The 17,474-nt window shown below is 42.7% G+C and carries 18 protein-coding genes; 13 read left to right on the top strand and 5 right to left on the bottom strand.

Annotated features, from left to right (window positions below; translation table 11 throughout):
- Positions 1 to 250: 250 nt before the first annotated feature.
- The 6 genes from CGB83_RS05360 (at position 251) to CGB83_RS05335 (ending at position 6,398) form a co-directional block, all read left to right on the top strand.
- Entirely contained in the window at positions 251 to 1,828 is a 1,578-nt protein-coding gene (locus CGB83_RS05360) for an alpha/beta fold hydrolase (protein ID WP_100074881.1), read from the top strand.
- A 220-nt stretch (positions 1,829 to 2,048) separates the two neighbouring features.
- Positions 2,049 to 2,471 (top strand): PaaI family thioesterase, encoded by a 423-nt coding sequence (locus CGB83_RS05355; protein ID WP_100074880.1) that lies wholly within the window; start codon positions 2,049 to 2,051, stop codon positions 2,469 to 2,471.
- A 74-nt stretch (positions 2,472 to 2,545) separates the two neighbouring features.
- The gene (locus CGB83_RS05350) at positions 2,546 to 2,890 is read left to right on the top strand and encodes a phage holin family protein (protein ID WP_100074879.1); all 345 of its coding nucleotides are present in this window, start codon (positions 2,546 to 2,548) and stop codon (positions 2,888 to 2,890) included.
- Positions 2,891 to 3,140: 250 nt separating this feature from the next.
- Positions 3,141 to 5,135 (top strand): S9 family peptidase, encoded by a 1,995-nt coding sequence (locus tag CGB83_RS05345; RefSeq protein ID WP_100077505.1) that lies wholly within the window; start codon positions 3,141 to 3,143, stop codon positions 5,133 to 5,135.
- Between the two features lie 84 nt (positions 5,136 to 5,219).
- Positions 5,220 to 5,906, top strand: coding sequence for a hypothetical protein (locus CGB83_RS05340; protein ID WP_100074878.1), 687 nt, complete (start codon positions 5,220 to 5,222; stop codon positions 5,904 to 5,906).
- Positions 5,907 to 6,398, top strand: coding sequence for a DNA-deoxyinosine glycosylase (locus CGB83_RS05335; protein ID WP_100074877.1), 492 nt, complete (start codon positions 5,907 to 5,909; stop codon positions 6,396 to 6,398).
- 180 nt (positions 6,399 to 6,578) lie between these two features.
- On the opposite strand, the gene CGB83_RS05330 is transcribed toward CGB83_RS05335, so the two are convergent.
- On the bottom strand, positions 6,579 to 7,271 hold the full coding sequence (locus CGB83_RS05330; protein WP_100074876.1) for an AIM24 family protein: 693 nt from the start codon (positions 7,269 to 7,271) through the stop codon (positions 6,579 to 6,581).
- 174 nt (positions 7,272 to 7,445) lie between these two features.
- On the opposite strand from CGB83_RS05330, the gene queA reads away from it, so the two are divergent.
- The 3 genes from queA (at position 7,446) to CGB83_RS05315 (ending at position 10,654) form a co-directional block, all read left to right on the top strand.
- The gene (queA, locus tag CGB83_RS05325) at positions 7,446 to 8,495 is read left to right on the top strand and encodes a tRNA preQ1(34) S-adenosylmethionine ribosyltransferase-isomerase QueA (protein WP_100074875.1); all 1,050 of its coding nucleotides are present in this window, start codon (positions 7,446 to 7,448) and stop codon (positions 8,493 to 8,495) included.
- Positions 8,496 to 8,603: 108 nt separating this feature from the next.
- Positions 8,604 to 9,638: a dual-specificity RNA methyltransferase RlmN gene (gene rlmN, locus CGB83_RS05320; RefSeq protein ID WP_100074874.1), complete on the top strand. Its 1,035-nt coding sequence runs from the start codon at positions 8,604 to 8,606 to the stop codon at positions 9,636 to 9,638.
- Positions 9,639 to 9,715: 77 nt separating this feature from the next.
- Entirely contained in the window at positions 9,716 to 10,654 is a 939-nt protein-coding gene (locus tag CGB83_RS05315; RefSeq protein WP_100074873.1) for a sterol desaturase family protein, read from the top strand.
- Positions 10,655 to 10,661: 7 nt separating this feature from the next.
- Here the strand turns inward: CGB83_RS05315 and CGB83_RS05310 are convergent, their stop codons facing one another.
- Genes CGB83_RS05310 through CGB83_RS05300 form a run of 3 tightly spaced genes read right to left on the bottom strand, consistent with a single transcriptional unit; the run spans position 10,662 to position 12,118 of the window.
- On the bottom strand, positions 10,662 to 11,171 hold the full coding sequence (locus CGB83_RS05310) for a hypothetical protein (protein ID WP_157761347.1): 510 nt from the start codon (positions 11,169 to 11,171) through the stop codon (positions 10,662 to 10,664).
- Between the two features lie 5 nt (positions 11,172 to 11,176).
- Entirely contained in the window at positions 11,177 to 11,623 is a 447-nt protein-coding gene (locus CGB83_RS05305; protein WP_100074871.1) for a hypothetical protein, read from the bottom strand.
- Between the two features lie 3 nt (positions 11,624 to 11,626).
- On the bottom strand, positions 11,627 to 12,118 hold the full coding sequence (locus CGB83_RS05300) for a hypothetical protein (protein ID WP_100074870.1): 492 nt from the start codon (positions 12,116 to 12,118) through the stop codon (positions 11,627 to 11,629).
- A 223-nt stretch (positions 12,119 to 12,341) separates the two neighbouring features.
- Here CGB83_RS05300 and CGB83_RS05295 point away from each other — a divergent pair, with 223 nt between their 5' ends.
- The 4 genes from CGB83_RS05295 (at position 12,342) to CGB83_RS05280 (ending at position 17,067) form a co-directional block, all read left to right on the top strand.
- Positions 12,342 to 14,351 (top strand): sensor histidine kinase, encoded by a 2,010-nt coding sequence (locus CGB83_RS05295; protein ID WP_100074869.1) that lies wholly within the window; start codon positions 12,342 to 12,344, stop codon positions 14,349 to 14,351.
- Positions 14,352 to 14,354: 3 nt separating this feature from the next.
- A complete protein-coding gene (locus CGB83_RS05290; protein WP_100074868.1) occupies positions 14,355 to 15,092 on the top strand; it encodes a LytR/AlgR family response regulator transcription factor in 738 nt (245 codons plus the stop codon).
- A gap of 47 nt (positions 15,093 to 15,139) precedes the next feature.
- Positions 15,140 to 16,018 carry a hypothetical protein gene (locus CGB83_RS05285; protein ID WP_100074867.1) on the top strand — a complete coding sequence of 293 codons (879 nt, stop codon included), beginning with the start codon at positions 15,140 to 15,142 and terminating at the stop codon, positions 16,016 to 16,018.
- Positions 16,019 to 16,089: 71 nt separating this feature from the next.
- Complete coding sequence (locus CGB83_RS05280; RefSeq protein ID WP_100074866.1) at positions 16,090 to 17,067, top strand: polyprenyl synthetase family protein; 978 nt, start codon at positions 16,090 to 16,092, stop codon at positions 17,065 to 17,067.
- Positions 17,068 to 17,155: 88 nt separating this feature from the next.
- On the opposite strand, the gene CGB83_RS05275 is transcribed toward CGB83_RS05280, so the two are convergent.
- Positions 17,156 to 17,449, bottom strand: coding sequence for a hypothetical protein (locus CGB83_RS05275; protein WP_100077504.1), 294 nt, complete (start codon positions 17,447 to 17,449; stop codon positions 17,156 to 17,158).
- Positions 17,450 to 17,474: the final 25 nt, after the last annotated feature.

Here is a 17,474-nt window from a genome sequence, read left to right as displayed (position 1 = left end):
AGAGCACATAGTTTTTTCCACGGATTTTAAAAACCATAGGTTTTTGAAAACTGATGTGCTCTTCTGTTTTCAAAGTTGTTTTCTTCATGATTCTAATGTGTTAAAAATTTTTGTGACTTTTGTGGTTAATCATAACCGGTCTACCGCAATATTTGTTTTGAAAAATTTAACTAAACCATCCCCGCATTTAACCTTTCTTTGACATGCTCTGAACAGAAATTTTCAGAAGTTTGCGGTAAAGATAGAAACTATGAAAAAACTCGCCTTTCTTATGGCAGTGTTTACCGGTTCCGTGATCATGAATGCTCAGGTCATTACTGGAACCGTATGGTCCAAAGAGGAAAACAAACCGATACCGTATGTCAATATAGGGGTAGAAAAGGACCGCCTGGGAACCGTTTCCGATGCTTCAGGGAAATTTTTGCTGGATGTGTCGTCTGCTGATACGCGTAAAAATATCCGGGCTGAACTGGCCGGTTATGAATCCTTCTCAATGAGCATAGCGGATTTCATCAGGCAAAATCCGCATCAGATTGTGTTGAAGGAAAAAATAACGAACATCAAAGAGGTAAAAATCAGTCCGAAGAAACTCGTCGACAAAAACTGGGGCGTCAATACAAAAAGCAAAAGCGTCAATTATATTGTGAATCCGGAATTTAACAAAGAAAACTTTTTGGGGGAAACCGCTTTACAGTTTACCACCAAAAAAAGAGCAAAGATCAAGCGCATCAACCTGAATGTGGCTCAGTTCAATGCTAAAGAACCGGTTGCGATGCGGTACTCTATTTACAGTGACGACAACAACATGCCCGGGAAAAGCATCCTGCAGGAAGATATAACCGCAGAACTTACTGCAGACCGGATCAAAGACGGCGTATTCTCTCTGGACGTTAACGACAGGAATATCTGGGTTCAGGGTAAATTTTATGTCGGGATCCAGTTTCTGAAGGCATTTGACGGAAATGTAAGATTGAGTGCAGCGTTGTTCAAAACCGGCTACCTGAGGCAGTTTTACGGCGATTGGGAAAAAGTATCGATTGCAGCACCCGCGATCAATATAGATGTTAAAGTGGATAAGTCGGCAAAAAACGAAAGCGACGAAAGCAGTGATTTCGGCAGCAATGCGACAGCTGGAAAAGTGCTCCATCTGAATGATGCCGATATTTATTATGAGTCATACGGCAAAGGAGAACCTTTGTTCCTGCTGCATGGAAACGGCGGGAGCATCAGTGATTTCTCAAAAGAGATTCCGGAGCTGTCCAGGCATTTCAGGGTCATTGCGATGGATACCCGCGGACAGGGTAAAAGCACGGATGCTAGTACCGGGCCGTTAACCTACATCCGGTTTGCTGATGATGTAAAAGCTCTGGCAGATCAGCTGGGCATGAAGAAAATCAATATTCTGGGCTGGAGTGACGGCGGCAATACCGGGATTGAGTTTGCCATTAAATACCCGGATCGTGTAAGCAAAATCATTACCAGCGGTGCCAATGTCGTTCCGGAAGGCCTTGGAGACAAAGTCTTGCAGGACATGAAAAATGAAGTGGCTGAGAAAACTGCTCAGCATAAACCTGAATCTGAAATCCGGCTCGCACAGCTGATGATTGACGAACCTAAAATCACCAGGGAACAGCTGAACAGAATCCGTGCGAAAGTATTGGTGGTAGCCGGGGAAAACGATATGATCCTGCCTTCCCATACCGAATACATTGCCAGAGAGATCCCGGGCTCCGAGATCAAGATCTATAAAGGTGCTTCCCACGGTGTTCCGGTAGAAAGAGCTGAAGAGCTTAATAAAGATGTGCTGGAGTTTATAAAAAAGAAGTAAAAGAGTTTTGTTGCAAAAATAATGATATAGCCTGCCCTGATATTACTATTCACGGCAGGCTATTCTATTCATGGTATTACATCATCTGATTATACAGCATTGCTGATCTTAAATTGGAGACCAGGGCGATAAACGGAATCATTGATCCTGCATGTCATTTCGGTGCCAAAAGCTTTTATCTTCTCTTTTGTTACCTTACTTTTGTATCAAACCAAAAACAATGACACCTGAAAAAAGACAGCTGATCACCGATAGTTTCAACCGTTCCCAAACCTTACGTTTCTATAATGCTGAGCTGCTGGAAGCCGAAACGGATTTCATCTCCATGAAAATCCCGAAAATGGACCTGATGACCAGGAAAGCAGGAATGTTCAATGGCGCTATGATTGCTTCTCTGGTGGATGTTTCTTCCGGCTATGCTGCGGTAAGCCATTATGAAGAAGACTGCTATGTAGTCACCGTAGAATTGAAAGTCAATTATCTCAGGCCGGCGATGGGCGAAGCATTGGTGTCAAAATCTTATGTGATTAAAGGCGGTGCGAAAATCAGCGTGATCCGGACTGAGATTTATACGGTGGATGGGAACGGCGGTTCCGAAAGCCATGTGGCGACTTCTCTGGTAACGATGATGAAAATCAGGTAAAGCTTATACCGGTTTACTGGGGACTATTGGAATGTATTTTGTACATCAAGATCCATAAACTAAAAAAAAATAATATGAACTTAATTATCCGCCTTCTGATTACCGCTATAGTAGCATTTCTGCTGACTAAGATTCTGCCGGGAGTTCACTTCACAGGATTCTCCGCTGCTGTTATTTTTGCCATTGTCTTAGCATTACTGAATTTAATTGTTAAGCCTGTCCTGAATATCTTAGGACTGCCTTTAACCATTATTACCTTAGGGTTATTTACCCTGGTGATCAATGCCATGATCATTCTTATTGCTGATTATTTTATTGACAGCATGACGGTAGCCGGGTTCTGGTGGGCATTCCTGTTCAGTATCCTGTTATCAGTGATCACATCACTGGCCAACTCCCTGTTCTCTGATAAAGATTAATGCAGTACACAAAAAAATGACCATACAAATCCGTCAATGAAATTGACGGATTTTTTATATCTAAATCAGAACAATATAAAATGGAGCGGGAAAGGAAATGAAATCCATTGCAGGCTTAAATTATAGAAAGAAACGGGTATTCCCTATCATTATTCATTATCAAATTTCCGAATTCCTCCTTCTCCGCCAGACACATTCCCGTTTCATCAAAATTAAGTACCTTTGGCCATCTTTGACTAAAAAGGAATTTATGAAACTTAAGAACAGTCTGCTGGCTCTGGCAGCACCGCTTTTAATGAACGCACAACAAGTAATGACCCCTGAAATCCTCTGGACTTTAAAAAAAGTAGGAGTGCAGGCGGTGTCACCGGATCAGTCTTCGCTTATTTATAAAGTAGGGCAGGTAGATCTGAAAACGGAAAAAACCAAGAACGAAAGTTACTTCCTCAATGCCATTAACCAGCAGTCCGTAAAAACGGATTTCGGGAAAAAAGCAATCATCCAGTGGGATAAGAATGGGATGTATGCCCAGGAAGGCGACCAGATCCTGCTTTCCAAAGACAACGGGAAAACATGGACGGACTTTTATACCATAACAGACGCAGATAACATCGTGATTTCCCCGGACGGAAAGAAGATTGCTTTCAGCAGGCAGGTTCTGGTAGAAAAAGTAATGGGGAAAGACAAATATGCCGATACGCCGAAAACAACAGCTCAAGTCTACACTGACCTGAATCACAGGCACTGGGATTACTTCAATGAAGGGAAGTACAACCATATCTTTGTCGTCCAGATTTCAGAAAAGGCAGATGCAGCCAAAGACCTGCTGGAAGGTAAGATGTGGGACTCTCCTCAAAGGCCTTTCGGAGGCGCTGAAGATTTCATCTGGAGCCCGGATTCTTCCCAGCTGCTGTATGTGACCAAGCCCAAAAGCGGTAAAGACTATGCAACCAGCACCAACACGGATATTTTTGCCTATGACCTGGCTTCAGGGGTGACAAAGAACCTTACCGAATCCAATAAAGGGTACGATGTAAATCCTAAATTCAGCCCGGACGGGAGATCCCTGGTGTGGCAGAGCATGGCAAGAGACGGCTTTGAAGCGGATAAAAATGACATCAAGATCATGGACTGGAAATCCGGTAAAACGGAAAACCTGACCAAAAACTGGGATGAAAGTGTTTCAGGAGAGGTGTTTTGGGGAGCAGACTCTAAAACCATTTATTTTACAGCAGCATTCCGGGGAACCAAACAGCTGTTCTCGCTGGATCCTAAAAATTCCAAAGTGCAGCAGATTACCCGCGGTGATTTTGACGTGAACGAAATTTACACGGATCACAAAAATGCACTGCTCGTATCCAGAACCGACATCAACCATGCTTCCGAACTTTTTACAGTCAATGTAAAGAACGGTGATATGAAGCAGGTGACCGATGCCAATAAAGATATCTATGCTTCCCTGGCTCAGGGTAAATCTGAGCTGAAAATGGTCAAGACATCAGACGGTAAAAAAATGGGCGTATGGTTCCACTATCCGCCGAACTTCGATCCCAATAAAAAATACCCGACACTGGTGTATTGTCAGGGAGGTCCGCAATCCGCGCTTACCCAGTTTTTCAGCACCCGTTGGAACTTTGCTCTTATGGCAGCCAACGGCTACATCGTTGTAGCTCCGAACAGAAGGGGAATGCCGGGATGGGGAACGAAATGGAACGAGGAAATCTCCCGCGACTGGGGCGGCCAGCCGATGAGGGACTACCTTGCAGCAACCGATTATGCTAAAACACTGCCATACGTTGATGGAGACAGGGTAGCGGCAGTAGGAGCAAGCTATGGCGGATACAGCGTATTCATGCTGGCAGGAATCCATAACAACCGTTTCAAAACCTTTATCGCCCACGACGGACTATTTGATATGAAATCATGGTACCTGACCACGGAAGAGTTATGGTTTGCCAACTGGGATCTAGGATCGCCATGGGAAAAACCGCTTCCGAAAGCATATACAGAATTCAATCCTAGCAATTTCGTAGATCGGTGGAATAAACCGATTATGATCGTTCAGGGCGGAATCGATTACCGCGTACCTTACGAACAGGGACAGGAAGCTTTCCAGGCTGCACAGCTGAGAGGGCTGAAATCCAAATTAGTCTATTTCCCGAACGAAAACCACTGGGTGCTGCATCCGCAGAACGGACTGGTCTGGCAAAGAGAGTTCTTCGACTGGCTTAAGGAAACGCTTTAAAATTAAAATAACATTTATATTGCGATTGAATTCTTTCGGTCGCAATTTTTATAAATTTAAAACTTCAACTACCCGATAAAAGTTATGAAAATTCTTTTATTATCCCTTATGCTTATTTCCTGTCTTGTTTTTAGTCAGGATTATGAGTTTAACTATTTGCTTACTTATAAAGTCAATCGCGTGAAGCCGCAAGCAAAACAGCTGGATGATGATAAAGTATATATAAATTCAGAAGATCATTCCTATGATATGAATTCATATAGTCTCAATAAACAGCAAGTTAATTGGATAAAGGATTTTAAAGCTGAACTAAGCTACAGATTTGATGTTTTGGAAAAAGAAAACGGATATGATAGATATACTTATCAGTATGCAAGAAGATTCATCCGCGATGATAAAGAAAACAGAAGATTTGTAAATCATGTTGAAATCGAAAAGACAGGTGAAAATACATATCTTATTAAGGCGCTTAGAAATAAAAAGACAAATTTTACTATTGATATCGAGCTTGAAAAATCAGACTCTGATCTCATATATTTTCAATTGCCTGATATTCCAGAATGTACTGAAAAAAAATTTTTGTCTGAGTTCAGAAGAGTTTTACATGGAGAAAATTATGTTGTTAAAAAAGCAAAGTTTGATTATAGAAATGGATATATAATTACAGAAGAGTTAATTGAATTAAAAGCTATTCAAAAAAAAATTTCATTACCTGATAATATCCGGCAGATGGTCGCAAAACAATTTGAAAATTATAAAAAAGATCAATAAATGTCTGATCGTATCACCTCTTTCCCTCCCATCATTGATGAAAATTCAAAAATTTTAATCCTGGGTTCCGTTCCCGGAGTAAAATCCCTGGAGAAGCAGCAGTATTATGCCCATCCCCAGAATAAATTCTGGAAAATTATGTTTGAGCTGCTGAATGAAGAGTTCACAGAAGATTACACCCGAAGGATTGCCGTTTTAAAGAAACACCATATAGCCCTATGGGATGTCATCGATTCCTGCGAAAGGAAAGGCAGCCTGGATTCTGAGATCAGGAACGAAGAAGCCAACCGCGTTGATGAGTTGTTAAATGACCACCCGAAAATCAAAGCTGTTTTCTGTAACGGTGGCAAATCTTATAAAAACGTGCAGAAAATGTTGGGGAAAGATTACAGGCTGCCTGTATTCCTGTTGCCATCCACCAGCCCGCTGCATACCGTTTCACTGGAACACAAACTGGAAAGCTGGAAAAAAATTGCAGAATACCTTGATTGATTCAATGAAAAATATACATTCCTCCGGATTGTACAGCATAAAAAGTAAAAGCTGTTTCAGTGAGTTGAAACAGCTTTTATTTAAATGCCCAATGGATTAAATCTCCTACAACATCCTATTCGATAGCATGCAATTCATTACCCATTGCTTATTACTCATTACTCATTACTCATGTTTTCCCTACTTCTCCAGCACATACACTTCCTCATACGGCTGGATCAGCACCCATCCGTTACCGGAAAACTTCATCTGGAACTCTTCTCCGCTTCCTCTTCCGATCAGGCTTTTAAGCGAAACATTGGTTTTAAGGTCAGGGCTGAGGTTTCCTGACCATGCAACCGTAGCATTCGGGTCGGTGTATACAGGAGCATCAGGGGTTACCATCAGCGTCAGCGGATCGCCGTGCGTGGTAATGGCGATGTGGCCGGTCCCGGAAAGCCTGACCTGGAACAATCCGCCGGACATCACCCCTGCGATGCTTTTCAGCATGGTAATGTCACTTTTAATATTGTATTCATGGGCTAAAACATCGTTTCCATTCACGCATACCGATTCATTGTTCAGGTAAAGGATGCGCACCTTCTTGCCGGAATCTGCCACATACAGCTTTCCTGTACCTTCAGCCTTCATCAGCTTTGCACCTTCTCCGCTGATGGCTTTTTTAAGCAGGTTCCCCAATCCGCCGGAGAACATGCCCTGCCTTTCAAAACTGACGTTGCCTACATAACCTACCATACTGCCTGCCTTGGTCCATACCGATTGGTTATTCAGGTTAATTTCCAGCAGCTGAGGTTTTTCCAGTTCAAAATAATCTCGTTCCTGTGGATTTTCTTTGGTTTCATTAACGAATGCTTCTAACGAATATTTGCTCATAGTGTAATTTTTTCACTTAAAAATACTCTTTTTTTCTGTTTTTAAAATCCCTGCAGGCAGTTTTTTGTGAATCATTTAAATAAAACTTGACAAAGGGGTATCCTATGTCGTATATTTGCAGTCCGAAAATTACACGCTGTAATTTTGATAAATTTTTAAACCGTAATTTAAAAAATGAAAACATCAGATTTTAATTTTGATCTTCCTGCGGAATTATTGGCAGAGCACCCGTCTGAGCACAGAGATGATGCGAGACTCATGGTTTTGGACAGAAAAACGCAAACCATTGAGCACAAGCTGTTCAAAGATGTGGTAGACTATTTCGATGAAGGAGATCTTTTTATCTTCAACAATACCAAAGTTTTCCCGGCCCGTCTGTATGGGAATAAGGAAAAGACAGGAGCTAAAATCGAGGTCTTCCTTTTAAGGGAGTTGGATAAGGAAACCCGCGTTTGGGATGTCCTGGTAGATCCTGCAAGGAAAATCAGAATCGGAAACAAACTGTTCTTTACTGAAGACGAGTCTTTGGTAGCTGAAGTTATAGACAACACTACTTCCAGAGGAAGGACGCTGAGGTTTTTATTTGACGGTTCTTATGAAGAATTCAGGGCAAAATTAAAAGAGCTGGGTGAAACCCCGCTTCCTAAATACATCAAAAGAGAAGTTGAGCCGGAAGATGCAGAAAGATACCAGACGATCTACGCTAAAGTAGAAGGAGCCGTAGCAGCCCCTACAGCAGGTCTTCACTTCTCCAGGCACCTGATGAAGAGGCTGGAGATCAAAGGGATCGATTTTGCTGAGGTAACGCTTCACGTAGGATTGGGAACCTTCAACCCGATTGAGGTGGAAGACCTTTCCAAGCACAAAATGGAGTCTGAAGAGATTTTCATCGATGAAAAGAATGCCCAGATCATCAACAACGCCGTTGATTCGCACAGAAGGGTTTGTGCTGTAGGAACCACCACAATGAGGACACTTGAGACTTCCGTTTCCTCGAACAAGAAAATTTCAGCATTCCATGGCTGGACGAATAAATTCATTTATCCGCCGCATGATTTCGGGGTAGCCAACTGTATGATCACCAACTTCCATACACCTAAATCCACTCTGATCATGATGATTGCAGCATTTGCAGGAAAAGATTTCATCATGCACGCGTATGAAGAAGCCGTAAAAGAGAAATACAAATTCTACTCTTACGGAGACGCGATGCTTATTTTGTAATACATTTTAATTTTAAATGATAAATTATAAATTTTAGATTATGTCCCTAACTTCTGTAAAGGATTGTAATCTAAAATTTATAATTTAAAATCTATAATCCCTATTGTCTTGAAAGATATCCGTACCTTATCACTCGACCAGCTGAAAGACTATTTTGTCTCCCTGGGGGAAAAGCCATTTCGTGCGAAACAGGTCTACGACTGGCTGTGGAGTAAAAACCTCCATTCGATTGATGAGATGACCAATCTTTCGAAGCCGCTCCGTGAACGCATTGCAGAGGAATATACCATCAATCCCGTTTCTGTGGACCAGCTCCAGAAAAGCACGGACGGAACCATTAAGAACGGAGTAAAGCTCCATGACGGCCTGCTGGTAGAATCGGTCCTGATACCTACGGAAACCAGGACTACGGCCTGTGTATCTTCCCAGGTAGGATGCTCGCTGAACTGCGAATTCTGTGCTACGGCAAGGCTCAAAAGGATGAGGAACCTGGAAGTTGCGGAAATCGTGGATCAGGTAGCCCTGATCGACAGCCAGAGCAAAATGTATTTTGACCGGCCGCTGTCCAATATTGTTTTCATGGGCATGGGCGAGCCGATGATGAACTACAAGAATGTGGTGGAGGCCATCCGGAAGATCACCCAGCCGGAAGGATTGGGGATGTCCCCAAGGCGGATTACCGTTTCCACATCCGGGATCCCGAAGATGATCAAAATGCTGGCTGACGAAGAGCTGAAAGTAAAGCTCGCACTGTCACTGCATTCCGCCATCGAATCCAAGCGTAATGAGATCATGCCGTTTTCCGATAAGTTTCCTCTGACGGAAATTATGGAGGCCCTCCAGTACTGGTACCAGAAAAGCGGTTCTGTGATTACCTTTGAATACTGTGTCTGGAAAAATATCAACGATGGCGATGAGGATATCAAAGCACTGATCCGATACTGTAAACAGGTACCTTCCAAGGTTAACCTGATCCAGTACAATCCTATTGGTGACGGAAAGTACGACCAGTGCAATAAACAGGCGGAAGAAAACTACATCCGTCAGCTGGAAAACTCAGGAATTACCGTTATGGTAAGACGAAGCCGCGGCGGCGACATCGATGCAGCCTGCGGGCAGCTGGCCAATAAAACAACCGATTAAATTTTCATTAAAAACAACCGAAACTTTTCTTAAAAGAATCTTAAAATCATACCTTTGCAGGATAAAATCTGCATGAGATGATGGATTACTTTTGGGGGGAAGACGGATTGGAACATATTTATTCCTGGTCTATTCCCATTCACGCGACCGTTATTCTTGCCGAAATGATTTACAGTCATGTTTCGGAAGCTAAGCTCTACAATGGCAAAGATGTGGCAACCAATGTTTATCTTGCCCTGCTGAATTTCGGGCTGGACTTTATCATGAAAGCCTTCGCCATGGGCGTTATGTTCTTCTTTTTCAACCACAGGTTTTTTTCCTGGGAATTCAATGTCTGGTATTGGCTGATCTGCTTTGTCGTAACCGATTTTGCGTATTATGTGCTCCATTATATTGACCATCATTCCAGGGCATTCTGGGCGGTCCATATTACCCATCACAGCTCGGAATTCTTCAACCTGACCACAGGATTCAGAAGCCCGGTGCTTCAGCCGTTATACAGATACCTGTACTTTTCGCCGCTGGCATTCCTCGGGTTCAATCCTTGGCATATCATGGTGGTATACGCCATAGGGCAGGTATATGGGACATGGGTACACACACAGGCTGTAAAAAGCATGGGAATCCTGGAATATATTCTGGTGACTCCCTCTCATCACAGGGTACATCATGCGTGCAACATCAAGTACCTGGACCGGAATATGGGCATGTGCCTGATCATCTGGGATAAGATGTTCGGGACTTTTGAGAAAGAAGATCCGAATGTTCCCATAAAGTATGGCATCTATCCAAAAATGCCGGATAACAGGCCGGATACGGTCCTCCTGTACGAATGGAGGAAAATCTGGAAAGACATCAGGCAGCCCGGACTGAAGTTTTCAGACCGGATCAATTATATTTTCAATTCACCAGGATGGCGGCATGACGGAACCGGAAAAACGGTACGGCAGTTTCAGAAGGAGTACCTGGCCAGAAAGGCGGCGAAGAAACATGCTCTCAATAAAAAATCAGCCTGATCGTATCTCAGGGATTCTCTTTTCCTATAAGGTTGCCCACAGCATTTAAAATTTCAGCTTTGTAAAGTTGGTGAGCCTTTGATTCTGTACTGAACGTACTGAAATCCTCACTGATGCGGTAATTTTTTACCAGCTCAGTTTTTTTGGCCCCCAATGCATAATGTACTGTACCCGTATCCCGCTTGATAATGATCACCGCTTCATTGAAGTGCATCAGTTTTCCCGGCTTAAAAAACCGGGTTTTCCGCAGGACTGTTTTCTGTTGCTTGTCAAAAATGATGCAGATGCTGCAACGGTGTACGAGCGTATAAATGCTTGTGATTAAAAAATAAGTCAGGAATATGCACGCAAGAATACGGATGCCTTCATTCAGCTGCGTGTAAAAAATGCATACACCAATGATGGCTGCCACCGTACAGGAAAGCAGCCAAAGGTACTTTTTGACCAATGGCCGGTCAGGAAAGAAACTCAGCTGTTCCCGGGTTTCGGAAACAGCATATTTTTTTCGTACAGACATCAACATTATCTGGTAATTGCTTCAATTTCATTCAGGAGCTCCTGCATTGCTTTTTTAGAGAACCCCTGCGAAATCATCACGGCATGTTCCTTTCCACCGGACCGGTACCATAGATTAAGTGCCGTATTGACCGGGATAAAGATGTAGATCAGACGTGAGATTTCAAAACTGAGATCGGAGTCCAGAGGGATTGCGGCAGCGGGTTTCACAAGGCCTTTCTTGACCAGCATTTGCCGTGAATTCATATCTATGACCACTTTTTCATTCATTACCGACACCAGGCAGAGCAGGGAAAAGATGCCTGCAATCCATCCCAGGGCAGGAATGTGCGCCGTAAACCCTATAATCGCAACAATAGCAAGGCCCACAATAATAATTCCTGAAAAGCCGTATTGTTTCTTAAGATGATACGTATTTCCTTCTTTGATAAAATAACGAAATTGCTGTTCCATAATTTAATTCATTTGTATTCCGTCAACACTCAGTCTCCGGCAGGTAAAACTGATCATAGAACTGTCATAGTCACCGGTATATTGTTCACTCATCGTATCCAGGGATGCTTCCTGGCATTGGATAAGCCTTTCAGGCTTGTTGCCGGACGGGCCTGCAATTTTTATGGTGGCTGCAAAATTAGCTCTGCTTTGGTTGAGCAGTTTCAGAAAGTCAGGGCTGAGTTTTTCAGTTTCCATAGTAATATAAAAATACTGTGCCGGCTTTGTTTCCGTTTTGGAGCCAGCCTGGGCTTTAGGTTCCTGCATTCCCATGGATGGATAATATTGCATGGAAGCTGACCTCAGGGGAGTGGACAGTGTCTTGCTTCCCGTACTGATGGTGAATTCAATTTTCTTGGAAGTTTCTGCTGCTTCCTGTGCAAGGTACATATTGGGTAGGGCCGATATAAAAACAGCAGCTGCGATCATTTTTGCTTTAGGCATCAGGTAATTCATAATACTATTTTACACTAAATTACATATTTTAGTTAAAAATTAAAAAGCTTTATTTTTTAATTGGCGGTTTTTGGTTGGTCAATGGTAAATATGGGTTGTTATTCTTCCGGAAGGCAAATGTGTATTATCTTATATTGATCCATCAGACTTATGTAGTGTAGCTTAAATTTATTCATAAAGTAGTTGTAAATTAGCTACATTTGCCAGGAAATTATATTTTCACATGAAATATTTTGCAGCAGTTCCGGGAAGAAAAGCATACAGACCTTTAGTATTGCTGGTATGCTGTTTTTTAGCATGTTTTGCTGTCGCTCAGAAAAGATCGGCAGTTGAAAACATGTCCTGGAAGGGATATGACCTGCGTTTCAAGGATAGCACACAGTGTTTTCGCGTACTGGAAAGGGCGGCTGTCCTGGCAAAAGAGCAGGACAGCAGAAAGGATGAGGCAATAAATTATGCTCTGACCGCATTGGCCTACAGGCGTTATTCTGACCTGGACAGATTCAGGCATTATTCGGAAATGTCTTATGATACAGCCAGCTATACCAGAGATCATCGTGCACTGGCCTATGCCAATATGGTTATGGGCTACCTGAATACCTATATTGACAATTCTACGGAAGGAGATGCGCTGAACTATTTCCTGACGGCCTACCGTCTGTTTGACCGCCTTAAGGAATACGGGGTTTGTGCAAGGATCCTTTCAGATGTATCTTATCTGTTTTCACCACACGATATGGTTAAATGCAGAAAATATTCTTATGAAGCCCTTAGGTATGCCGGATTAAGCGCCGATCCTGACAATATTCTCCACGCAAGGCTTGCTGTGGGCAGTTATCTTTTCGAGCTGTTCAAGGCTGATCATCAATACTGGCAGCAGGCGGTATCCTATTACATGGAAACCATAAAAATGGCAGAGGCTCATGAAAGCCGGATTACGATTAAAAGCAATATTGCCATCGCCTATCTGAACCTGGCCAACCTTGAACTTAACAGTCCTGATTCTGTGCCGGAAGAGATCTTTTTCTACCATATCCAGAAAGCGATAGATACATCCAGGAAATATAAAATGAAATCCATCTACCGGAATCTGATGGGCCTTCAGGGTGAGTATTATCAGAAAAAGGGCAGGTATGATGATGCAGAAGAGTTCTATAACAGGGGATTGGCTGAAGCGGCCAAACTGCCTTATAAGGATAATGATCTGATGTCAGATTTTTACCGGAGCCTGAAAAACCTGTCTGCAAAGAGGGGTGATTTTAAATCGTATTATCATTATGATACGCTCTTTATTCCCTATTTCAAGGCAGAGTATAACGATAAGGCACAAAAGATGATTCAGTATGCGGATTTTAAGTTTGAGACAGAAAAAAAGAAAGGCCAGATCCTCCAGCTGCAAAAGGAAAACAGGCTTCAGAAAAAAAACACCTTCCTGGGATTTGCCATTGCGGGAATTTTACTGGTCGTCCTGATCCTTCTCTATCTTTTTTTCTACTACAGGAGGCAGTATTTCCGGAAAACAGAAGATCACCTGCGGCAGCAACAGGCCAACAGCGAGCTTAAGCTGAAGCTGCTTGAAAAGGAGAGCCTTGAAAGCCTTACGGAAAAGCTCTCCCTCGAAAGAAGGCTGCTGCAGTCCCAGATGGACCCCCATTTTATCTTTAATGCCCTTGGGAATATCCAGGGAATGATTCTGCAGAATGATCAGAACAATGCAGTGTCTTATCTCGGTAAGTTTGCGCGGCTTACCCGTCAGGTCCTGGAACATTCCCGTAATGAGTTTATTACGCTCGAAGACGAAATCCTTACCCTGAAAGATTATATTGAATTGCAAAGAGTGCGTTTTAATGATGCATTCGATTATGAAATACATTGTGATAAAAATGTACAGGTTCAGTCGCTTATCCCCTCCATGCTGATACAGCCCTCCATTGAAAATGCTGTGGAACATGGTCTGAAGCCGGCTATGTCTGAGCGGACCGGCCGTCTAATCCTTTGCTTCAGGCAGGATGATCAAAAGCGCGTGATCATCTGCTCTGTTACGGATAACGGCATCGGGCTGACTGAATCCAAACGGCGCAAAAACCAGAACAGCCATACCTCCCTGGCCAATACCATAACCTACGAAAGGCTTTCCGTTATGTCCACGGAAAATTCCCATGCAGGATTCAGGATCCAGGAAAATGAAGAAGGGGGATGTACGGCTACCATCATAATTCCTATTTATTCTTAAATTATGTATAAAACCATTATTGTTGAAGATGAGCATCATCTGCAGAAAGGCTTGTCTATCATGCTGCAATCCGTTGCACCGGATACTGTTGAAATAACAGGGTATGCCGGTGAAGTTCAGCAGGCCGTCAGCATGATTGATGATCAGCAGCCGGATTTGATTTTTATGGATGTCATGCTTAATAATGGCAGTGGTTTCGATGTGCTGGAACGGATACAGCATAAGAATTTCCACCTGATATTTACCACAGCCTATGAATCCCATGCCATACGGGCATTCAAATTCAATGCGATCGATTACCTGCTTAAGCCTGTGGATCTTACAGAACTTAAACGGGCTGTAAAACGCATTTCAGAAAGAGAGAATTTTATGCAGGACATTCAGCTCAAGCAGCTTGCGGAGCGGACCAACAAAATCCAGAATACCATCATCATTCCTACTCAGGAAGCGATGCATGTAGTGAAAATAGAAAATATCATCCGTTGCGAATCTTCCGGCTCCTATACGCTGTTTTTTCTTACGGACCAGAAAAAGATCATGGTATCCAAGTCACTGAAGTATTATGAAGAACTTCTGTCGGCCCCCTTATTTTTCAGGGTGCATCAGTCCCACCTCGTCAATATCAATTACATTGCGAGTTATTCAAAAGAAGGCATGGTCCATATGGCAGATAATAGCCACATTCCTGTTTCCAGGTCCAATAAAGAGAAGTTTTTTGCCTTTATGAAAAACGGATGGTAACCACAGCGGCATTGCACTGTTTCTGAATAAAGTTTTACATTTACAGAATGAAAAAGATGATTCCGGTTTTCCTGTTGCTGATCCATCTCCAGGTCTCTGCACAAAAAACAGATTTCCTGAAGATCAGGAAATACAGGGTAAGCCATCTGGATGAGCAGCTTAAGGAAAGTTCAGGGCTTGACCTCATGAACGGGCAACTGTACACCTTTAATGACAGCGGCAATACACCGGATATTTATCAGGTTGACCGGACTTCAGGAAACATCATCCGCAAATTGCCTGTACAGGCGGAGAATAAAGACTGGGAAGCGCTGGCTAATGACGGCAGGAATTTCTACATCGGCGACTTCGGCAATAATGCAGGGACCAGAAAGGACCTCACCGTTTATAAGGTTCCGTTCAGTGAAGGAAATCTGAACACGGATGTCCCTGAAACCATTCGGTTTTATTATCCTCAACAGAAGGAATTTGTGCCGGACTACGGCCAAACGGATTTTGATGCCGAAGCTATGATTTACCTTAACGGTAAACTGCATATTTTCACGAAGGAATGGAGCTCGAAAGCAACCTCCCGTTATGAGATCGATCCGGAGGTTCCCGGGGTACAGGAAGCAAAGAAAAAGGAGTCATTCAAAACAGGGTTTATGGTAACCGATGCCGCTTACTTTGAGCATAGGCTGTACCTGATTGGCTATACCAAGAAAACGGAGGTTTTCCTGGAGGTTTTTAAAGAGACAGAGCCCGGCGTATTTTTCAGTGAAGCTCCTCAGAAATATTATCTGGGAAGTGCTTTATCCATCGGGCAGATTGAAGGTATTGCCGTAGACGGGACCGGGATTTATATTTCCGGTGAAAAATTCAAAGTTTCCGTAACCCATGCAGCACAGAGTTTGTACTTCATTCCGAAAGAAAAGCTTAAAGATTAATTTTCTCTTTAAATTGAATGAAAAAAATTATCTTTGTGAATTAATAACTCTTTACCCATTATTCACCGATTGTGGCCAATATTGTAGAAGAAATCAAGCGACCGATCAATGATGAAATGAAACTTTTCGAGCAGAAGTTTTATGAGTCCATGCAAAGCAAAGTTCCGTTGCTCGATAAAGTCACCCGTTTTATTGTAACCACCAAAGGGAAGCAGATGCGTCCTATGTTTGTATTTCTGTGTGCCAAGCTGATCGGTGAAGTGAATGAGAAAACCTACCGTGGTGCTTCTATGATCGAACTGATCCACACGGCGACCCTGGTTCATGATGATGTGGTGGATGAGAGTTTCAAGAGGCGTAATTTTTTTTCCATCAATGCCTTATGGAAAAATAAAATTGCCGTTCTAGTAGGCGATTATTTATTATCCAAATCTGTTTTACTGTCTACAGACCACAAGGATTATGATCTGCTGAGCGTGATTTCCCGTACCATTCGTGAAATGTCTGAAGGTGAGCTGCTTCAGCTGGAAAAAGCCAGGAAACTCGATATTACAGAAGACGTCTATTATGAGATCATCCGCCAGAAAACGGCCACTTTGATTGCGGCCTGTTGTGAAATCGGAGTATTGTCCAATGGTGCGGATGAAGCTTTGGCTAAAAAAATGATGGATTTCGGAACCTATACCGGGATGGCATTCCAGATTAAAGATGATTTATTTGACTACCTGAGTTCCAATGTCATCGGAAAGCCTGTAGGGATCGATATTAAGGAACAGAAAATGACCCTTCCGCTGATCCACACCCTTGAAAAAGCGGATGAGAAAAATAAGAAATACTTCTTTACAACAATCAAGCGGTACAATAACGACCAGAAAAGAGTCAAGGAACTGATTGCTTTTGTCAAGAGTTCAGGCGGATTGGATTATGCCATTACGGTAATGAAGGATTTTCAGCAGAAAGCGAAGGATATCCTCAATGAGTTCCCGGATTCGGAGGCCAGGAAATCCCTGCACAGCATGCTTGATTACGTCATTGAAAGAAAATTTTAACCTGCATATAACCGGACTCATTGTTCCGGTTTTTTTATTGCCGGTATTGTTGGTAAAGTGTGTTATTTTTAAGGATTATGTAAATTGATTACATTATTTTTATGATCAGGATCAGAACTGATAATACGATGCATAATAACGCAATTAAAAATAAATAATCTGCAATTTTTTCAAACTGGATGTTCCGGATTTCCTTTGCAGTACGGATCGAAAGAAACGAAAAAAAGCAGCTGAAGGCAAAAAACAGGCATGCAATGCCGGCAAACTCATCCAGATGGGTCGTCTGGCTTATTTTGCTGATCTTAAGCGAGGTAATAATGACCAGTGAAAAGCCGAGCAGGTTACTGGAAGCATTGAGGATGTGCGGCGATTTCTTTTCCACGGCGTACAATTTTTTTCAAAATAAA

The sequence above is a fragment of the Chryseobacterium camelliae genome, from assembly GCF_002770595.1.
Classification (GTDB): Bacteria; Bacteroidota; Bacteroidia; order Flavobacteriales; family Weeksellaceae; genus Chryseobacterium; species Chryseobacterium camelliae.
Note: the sequence above shows the minus strand (reverse complement) of the source record. Positions and strands in the feature narration are given on the sequence as shown.

Coding starts and splice junctions, on each gene's coding strand:
- CGB83_RS05360 (WP_100074881.1), top strand. CDS start 251: ATGAAAAAACTCGCCTTTCTTATGGCAGTGTTTACCGGTTCCGTGATC.
- CGB83_RS05345 (WP_100077505.1), top strand. CDS start 3,141: ATGAAACTTAAGAACAGTCTGCTGGCTCTGGCAGCACCGCTTTTAATG.
- CGB83_RS05350 (WP_100074879.1), top strand. CDS start 2,546: ATGAACTTAATTATCCGCCTTCTGATTACCGCTATAGTAGCATTTCTG.
- CGB83_RS05335 (WP_100074877.1), top strand. CDS start 5,907: ATGTCTGATCGTATCACCTCTTTCCCTCCCATCATTGATGAAAATTCA.
- CGB83_RS05295 (WP_100074869.1), top strand. CDS start 12,342: ATGAAATATTTTGCAGCAGTTCCGGGAAGAAAAGCATACAGACCTTTA.
- CGB83_RS05340 (WP_100074878.1), top strand. CDS start 5,220: ATGAAAATTCTTTTATTATCCCTTATGCTTATTTCCTGTCTTGTTTTT.
- CGB83_RS05310 (WP_157761347.1), bottom strand. CDS start 11,171: ATGTCTGTACGAAAAAAATATGCTGTTTCCGAAACCCGGGAACAGCTG.
- CGB83_RS05285 (WP_100074867.1), top strand. CDS start 15,140: ATGAAAAAGATGATTCCGGTTTTCCTGTTGCTGATCCATCTCCAGGTC.
- CGB83_RS05355 (WP_100074880.1), top strand. CDS start 2,049: ATGACACCTGAAAAAAGACAGCTGATCACCGATAGTTTCAACCGTTCC.
- CGB83_RS05290 (WP_100074868.1), top strand. CDS start 14,355: ATGTATAAAACCATTATTGTTGAAGATGAGCATCATCTGCAGAAAGGC.
- CGB83_RS05305 (WP_100074871.1), bottom strand. CDS start 11,623: ATGGAACAGCAATTTCGTTATTTTATCAAAGAAGGAAATACGTATCAT.
- CGB83_RS05315 (WP_100074873.1), top strand. CDS start 9,716: ATGATGGATTACTTTTGGGGGGAAGACGGATTGGAACATATTTATTCC.
- CGB83_RS05300 (WP_100074870.1), bottom strand. CDS start 12,118: ATGAATTACCTGATGCCTAAAGCAAAAATGATCGCAGCTGCTGTTTTT.
- queA (WP_100074875.1), top strand. CDS start 7,446: ATGAAAACATCAGATTTTAATTTTGATCTTCCTGCGGAATTATTGGCA.
- CGB83_RS05330 (WP_100074876.1), bottom strand. CDS start 7,271: ATGAGCAAATATTCGTTAGAAGCATTCGTTAATGAAACCAAAGAAAAT.